This window comes from Luteibacter sp. NPDC031894 (assembly GCF_050273135.1).
Taxonomy (GTDB): domain Bacteria; phylum Pseudomonadota; class Gammaproteobacteria; order Xanthomonadales; family Rhodanobacteraceae; genus Luteibacter.
In genome coordinates this window covers 25,447-31,711 of the sequence record NZ_JBNNMV010000014.1, presented here as the reverse complement: position 1 = coordinate 31,711, position 6,265 = coordinate 25,447, and the positions used below count along the sequence as shown (strand labels likewise).

General features: G+C 65.9%; 7 protein-coding genes. 6 read left to right on the top strand and 1 reads right to left on the bottom strand.

The features are described from left to right. Nucleotides 1–167 precede the first annotated feature (167 nt). Nucleotides 168–926: a lytic transglycosylase domain-containing protein gene (locus ACQKIE_RS19130; RefSeq protein WP_427462142.1), complete on the top strand. Its 759-nt coding sequence runs from the start codon at nucleotides 168–170 to the stop codon at nucleotides 924–926. Here ACQKIE_RS19130 and ACQKIE_RS19125 read toward each other — a convergent pair. Next, on the bottom strand, nucleotides 923–2,107 hold the full coding sequence (locus ACQKIE_RS19125) for a S1C family serine protease (protein ID WP_427462140.1): 1,185 nt from the start codon (nucleotides 2,105–2,107) through the stop codon (nucleotides 923–925). The two genes, ACQKIE_RS19130 and ACQKIE_RS19125, sit on opposite strands and share 4 nt — an antisense overlap. Before the next feature lie 203 nt (nucleotides 2,108–2,310). Here ACQKIE_RS19125 and petA point away from each other — a divergent pair, with 203 nt between their 5' ends. The 5 genes from petA (at nucleotide 2,311) to ACQKIE_RS19100 (ending at nucleotide 6,242) form a co-directional block, all read left to right on the top strand. Beyond that, on the top strand, nucleotides 2,311–2,910 hold the full coding sequence (gene petA / locus ACQKIE_RS19120) for a ubiquinol-cytochrome c reductase iron-sulfur subunit (RefSeq protein WP_427462138.1): 600 nt from the start codon (nucleotides 2,311–2,313) through the stop codon (nucleotides 2,908–2,910). Further along, on the top strand, nucleotides 2,910–4,211 hold the full coding sequence (locus ACQKIE_RS19115) for a cytochrome b (protein WP_427462136.1): 1,302 nt from the start codon (nucleotides 2,910–2,912) through the stop codon (nucleotides 4,209–4,211). Before petA ends, ACQKIE_RS19115 begins: the two co-directional genes overlap by 1 nt. After that, nucleotides 4,204–4,956 (top strand): cytochrome c1, encoded by a 753-nt coding sequence (locus tag ACQKIE_RS19110; RefSeq protein ID WP_427462134.1) that lies wholly within the window; start codon nucleotides 4,204–4,206, stop codon nucleotides 4,954–4,956. The genes ACQKIE_RS19115 and ACQKIE_RS19110 overlap by 8 nt, the downstream gene beginning before the upstream one ends. A gap of 71 nt (nucleotides 4,957–5,027) precedes the next feature. Continuing rightward, the gene (locus tag ACQKIE_RS19105) at nucleotides 5,028–5,672 is read left to right on the top strand and encodes a glutathione S-transferase N-terminal domain-containing protein (protein ID WP_427462132.1); all 645 of its coding nucleotides are present in this window, start codon (nucleotides 5,028–5,030) and stop codon (nucleotides 5,670–5,672) included. Between the two features lie 138 nt (nucleotides 5,673–5,810). After that, a complete protein-coding gene (locus ACQKIE_RS19100; RefSeq protein ID WP_427462150.1) occupies nucleotides 5,811–6,242 on the top strand; it encodes a ClpXP protease specificity-enhancing factor in 432 nt (143 codons plus the stop codon). The last annotated feature ends 23 nt before the right edge of the window (nucleotides 6,243–6,265 follow it).

Genomic DNA, 6,265 nt, shown 5'->3' with positions numbered 1-6,265 from the left:
GGCCGTGCCATAAGACGCCGTGATCTTCATGCCGCTGTCGAAGCGGAAGCCATACGCCGCGGCCCCTTCGCGCGCCAGCGCGCTTCCCACCGACGGCGGGCAACGCGTCGCTCGAGGGTGTGGTTGGCTCAGTGGTATCGGGATCTTCGCCAGCGGCGTTCGCAGGCGTGACCAGCGCCGTCGTCGTCGGTCCGGGGGAGCCTGAGGCGCTGCCTCCGGTCACGGCCCCCAAGGGAACGTGGGACTACCGGGAATCCGCATCGCAGGATCTTACGGCGTCGGCCGCGCCCGTCGCGCCAAAGGGTTCGCGCGTGCTTCGCGGCGCCGTCTACCGGATCACCCGACCGGACGGCGGCGTCGAATACACCAACATCCCACCCGGCGGGTCGGCGAAGGGGCAGAGCATCAAGATGCTCTTTACCTATATCGCCACCTGCGCCGCCTGCGATGTGCATTCGAGGATCGACTGGAACAGCGTGGCGTTGAACCTCACCTCGTACGGCGACGCAATCCGTGCCGCCAGCAGCGAATACGGGGTCGACGAGGCGTTGCTGCGGGCGGTCATCCACGCCGAGAGCGCGTTCAATCCGCGGGCGCTGTCAGTGGCCGGCGCGCAAGGGCTCATGCAGCTCATTCCCGGTACGGCACGCGACATGGGCGTGCTCGACGCGTTCGACGCGGGCCAGAACATCCGTGGCGGCGCACGCTACCTGGCCTTGCTGCTGAGGAACTTCAACGGCAACGAGCGCCTGGCCGCGGCGGCGTACAACGCGGGGCCCGGTGCGGTGCAGAAGTACAACGGCGTCCCGCCCTATGACGAGACCCAGGTTTACGTGGAACGCGTGGGCGTGTTGCGTAAGCGCTACGCGGAAACGCTGAAGCAGCACGCAAGCACCGGCGTCCCCCTGGCCGACCGCGGCGCTTAAGGCTGCCGCAGCGCCTGCATCGGCGCGCTCGGCGGCCGTTGCGTCGGGGTGATGGTGGCGGTGAACGGCGCACCGTAGCGAAGGCCAGAAATCTGCACCGGCACGCCAGGCTTCAGTGTGGCCTCGTGGCGGCGCAGGTCGGACGGGTCGAGGATGTCCTCGTCGCCGATGCGCAGCAGGACGTCGCGTTGCTGGATGCCGGCCGCCGCAGCCGGACCGCCGGGCGAGACCTCGTTGACGACCACGCCGCGCGCCGCCGAGGGAAGGCCACTGTTGGCCGACACGGGAACGGCGCCATAGTCCGCGCCGATCCAGCCGCGTACCACGTGCCCGGTCTGCACGATCTGGTCGAGGACATCGCGCGCGCTCTGCACGGGGATGGCGAAGCCGATGCCTTCGGCGCCCACGGCCTGGCCGATGAGCGACGTGTTGATGCCGACCAGTTCGCCGTGCGCATTGACCAGCGCGCCGCCCGAGTTGCCGAAGTTGATGGCCGCGTCGGTCTGGATGAAGTTCTCCAGGCTGGACAGGTTGAGCTGCCGCCCGATGGCGCTGACGATGCCCATGGTCACCGTCTGCCCGATGCCGAAGGGATTGCCGATCGCCAGCACCACGTCGCCCACACGCGGACGGCTGTCCGCGTCGGTCATGTGGATGGCGGGCAGGTTGCCGGCGTCCACCTTGAGCACGGCGAGGTCCGTCTCGTCGTCGGAACCCACGAGCCGCGCACTCGCCACGCGACCGTCGTACAGCAACAGCTGGATGTCGTCGGCGTTGGCGATCACATGGTTGTTGGTCAAGACGTAACCATCGTCGCTGACGATCACGCCGGAGCCGAGGTTCTGCTGGCGGCGGGTACGTGCCGGACCGGTGGGCACGCTGAAGATGCGCTGGAGCACGGGGTCGGAGTAGAGCTCGCGAGGCTGTTCGGTGACCAGCTTGTTCGCGTAGATATTTACGACCGAGGGCGCCGCCTTGGCGACGGCGTCGGCATACGAGGCAGGCCCCGATGCCACGGTAGCCGAGGACGAGACCGCTTCGCCCGATGCCGCACCGCCAGCGAAGCGCTGCCGAAGGAAAGCACCGCTACCCGGCCAGAAGAGGCCGACGACGAACGCGACGGCGAGGCCGAGCACGACGAAGCGGGCAACGAAGGCGAGCGTGCGGGCGGCATCTTTCATGAAGGAGCGAGGGATCCTGCGTACCAATACCGCATCCGGGCGGTTCCGTGGCTGCCCTGTCCCTCATCAGGTACAAGGTGGCGTTCATTTTATTGTACGTGGCTGGTGCTGACGTTACACTGACGCGATTTGCGGAAGCCGATTTCCGAAAAGAGCCGGCGTTGGGGTCCGCATTCTCAATGGCATAAGTTCCGGAGAGCCTGATGGCGAACGAAGTCGTCGATCACGGGCGCCGTCGCTTCCTAACCGTAACGACAGCAGTTGTCGGCGGGGCGGGAGTGGTCGCGGCGGTCGTGCCCTTCATCAAGTCGTGGGAACCGAGCGCAAGGGCAAAGGCAGCGGGGGCGCCTGTCACGGTCGATATCAGTGCCATCGAGGCCGGCCAGAAGGTCACCTTCGCGTGGCGCAGCCTTCCTGTGTTCGTCGTTAACCGCACCAAGGACCAGCTGGCGCAGCTGAAGGGCCTCGAGCCCCGATTGCTGGATCCGACGTCGTCCGACGCCGCGCAGCAGCCCAAGTACGCGACCAACGAAAACCGTTCCATCAAGCCCGAGTGGCTGGTGGTCATCGGGCTGTGCACGCACCTTGGTTGCGTGCCGGACTTCGTGCCCGACATCAAGCCCGAGCCGTTCGACGCGAACTGGAAGGGCGGCTTCTACTGCCCCTGCCATAAGTCACGGTACGACCTGTCCGGCCGTGTCTTCAGCGGCGTGCCCGCCCCGAAGAACCTGCCGGTGCCGCCTTACCACTTCATCGACGACACGCATATCCAGATCGGCGTCGATCCGCAGGAGGCAGGCTGATGGCTAAGGTCCTTAACCGCATGGGCGACTGGTTCAACGAGCGGGCCCCTGGCCTGATGCCGATGTACCGGAAGCACATGACGGAGTACTTCGCACCGAAGAACTTCAACCTCTGGTACTACTTCGGCTCGCTCGCGCTCCTGGTCCTGGTCAACCAGATCGTGACCGGCATCTTCCTCACCATGAACTACAAGACGAGTGCGCTGGAAGCGTTCAACTCGGTCGAGTACATCATGCGCGACGTGGAGTGGGGCTGGCTGATCCGCTACATGCACTCCACCGGTGCGTCGCTGTTCTTCGTGGTGGTCTTCCTGCACATGTTCCGCGGGATCATGTACGGCTCGTTCAAGCGTCCGCGCGAACTGGTCTGGATCCTCGGCATGCTCATCTTCCTCGTGCTCATGGCCGAGGCCTTCATGGGCTACGTGCTGCCGTGGGGCAACATGTCCTTCTGGGGCGCGAAGGTGATCATCTCGCTGTTCGGCACCATCCCCTACATCGGCGGCTCGCTGGTGGAGTGGATCATGGGCGACTTCCTGCCCGCCGACGCCACGCTCAACCGCTTCTTCGCGCTGCACGTGATCGCGCTGCCGCTGGTGCTCCTGCTGTTGGTGGTGCTGCACCTCGCCGCGCTGCACGAAGTGGGGTCCAACAATCCGGACGGCGTGGACGTGAAGCATGGCCCGAAGGGCAACCGGTGGAATCCGGAGAAGCCCAAGGACACCATCCCGTTCCATCCGTACTACACGGTGAAGGACCTGGTGGGCGTCGGCTTCTTCCTCACCATCGCCGCCTTCATCATCTTCTTCGCGCCGACCTTCGGCGGCTGGTTCCTCGAGCACGACAACTTCACCCCGGCGAACAACCTGGTCACGCCGAGCCACATCAAGCCGTCGTGGTACTTCACCCCGTTCTACGCGATCCTGCGCATGATCCCGTCCTTCTTCGGCACGGCGATCTGGGGTGTGATCGGCATGTTCGGGGCGATCCTGCTGCTGGCCTTGCTGCCGTGGATCGACAAGGGCGAAGTCCGCTCGGTGCGCTACCGTGGCTTCGGTTTCCGCATCGCGCTGGGCGTGCTCGTCGTCAGCTTCCTGGCCCTGGGCCTGGTAGGCGCAGGCGTCACCGCCGAAGTCATCCCCGAATGGTTCCCGCACGCCGACGTCACCACCTGGGAAAACGCCTTCGGCCGCCTCATGGTGCTCGGCTACTTCGGGTTCTTCGTATTCGTATGGGTCTACACGCGCTTTGGCTTCGAGAAGACCAAGCCGGTTCCGGAACGGGTGACGTTGCATGATTAAGCGCACTATCTACTCCATCGCCCTGGCGCTGGGCCTTGCAGCGGCCACCATCCCGGCGCTCGCGTCCGAAGGCGAAGGCCTGGCACCGGCCGGAACCAACGTGGGCGACCAGGCGTCGCTCCAGCGTGGCGCGAAGCTGTTCTTCAACTATTGCGTCGGTTGCCACTCGCTGAAGTACGTGCGGTATTCGCGCCTCGCCTCCGATCTCGGCCTGTCCGAGGAAGAGGTGATGACGAACCTCAACTTCACGGGCGCCAAGTTCGGCGAGCCGGTCATCTCGCACATGCCCGCCGAGGGCGCGAAGGCCTGGTTCGGCAAGGACCCGCCGGACCTCTCGCTGGAAGCCCGCGCCAAGGGCGTGGACTTCATCTTCAATTACCTCAACTCGTTCTACCTGGACCCGACCCGTCCGGTGGGCTGGAACAACACGGTCTTCCCGAACGCCTCGATGCCGAACCCGCTATGGGAGCTGCAGGGGTTGCAGACGGCGGTCCACGGCGAAGCGGCCCCGGGCCAGGAAGCGGTGGTCGAGAAGCTCCAGATCACGACCCCCGGCCGGATGACGCCCGAGCAGTTCCGTGGCGCCACCCGCGACCTCACCACCTTCCTCGAGTACGCGGCTGAGCCGGCCGCCCTCGAGCGCCAGTCGATCGGCGTCTGGGTCATCCTGTTTCTGGCCGGCCTGACCTTCCTCCTGTACCTTTTGAAGCATGAGTACTGGAAGGACGTCCACGAGAGTCACTGACTGACGTCCCCGCGGGGCGGCCTTGGGGGCCGCCCCGTTACCGTTGAGGCAGCAGGGAGGGAGATCGAAAGATGGTCCAGACCGCACGTTCGCGCTCGGCACTGACGCTTTACACCAGCGCCGACGACATCCATTGCCACCGCACGCGCCTCGTGCTGGCCGCCAAGGGCGTCGCCTACGACCGGATCATCCTCAAAGCGGACCAGCCCACGCCGGACCTGCTCGAGCTCAACCCCTACGGCACGCTGCCGACCCTCGTCGACCGCGACCTCACTCTTTATGACCCGGCGGTGGTCGTCGAGTACCTCGACGAGCGCTACCCGCATCCGCCTCTGATGCCGATCGATCCCCTGTCCCGGGCCCGGCTCCGGCTGGCCACGTGGCGGATCGAGAACGACTGGCTGTCCGAGATCGACACGATCCGGGAGGGCGGCAAGCCCGCCGATGGCGCCCGCAAGCGCCTCCGCGAACACCTGCTGATGTCCGTCCCCCTGTTCCGCGCCTCTCGCTTCTTCCTGAACCCGGAAATGAGCCTGATCGACTGCCTCGTGGCCCCGGTGGTCTGGCGCCTGCCGCACCTGGGCGTGGACCTGGGCAAGGACGGGAAGCCGATCGTGGACTATGGCGAGAGGCTGTTCCACAGCCAGGGCTTCGCCCGGAGCCTCACCCCGGAAGAGCGCGATATGCGCCCGGACTTCAATTTCGCCCCCGGTTAAGCCCGCGGAGTGTCCCCGACCGTCCCTATCCCTTAAACTGTCTTCTGGCCTTGCCCTGCCGGGGCATCAGGTGATTCCCGACCCACACCGGCGGGTACGACGAGGACGGTTTCCATGGATACGAACGAAAGCGCGGGCATGACTTCCAATCGGCCCTACCTGCTGCGCGCCATCTACGACTGGATCAGCGACAACGGTCTGACCCCGTACGTGCTGGTGGATGCCGCCCACCCGGGCGTCCGCGTGCCGGCCCACGTGGTGAAAAACGGCCAGGTCGTGCTGAACCTGGCGATGCGCGCCGTGGCCAACCTGGACCTCGGCAACGATCGCATCGCCTTCGAGGCCCGTTTTTCCGGCGTCAGCCAGTCCATCGTGATCCCCGTGCAGGCCGTGCTGGCGCTTTATGCGCAGGAAAACGGCCAGGGCATGATGTTCCCCGCGGACGAGAACGACAGCCCGGCGGCGAACGGCGCGGATGCTTCCGATGACTCCGGCGACTCGTCCGAGCCGACAGGTGGCGACGACGACCGGCCGAAGCGCGGCGCCCCGCATCTGCGCGTGGTGAAGTAGGTCGGCGATCCGTACGAAGCGGT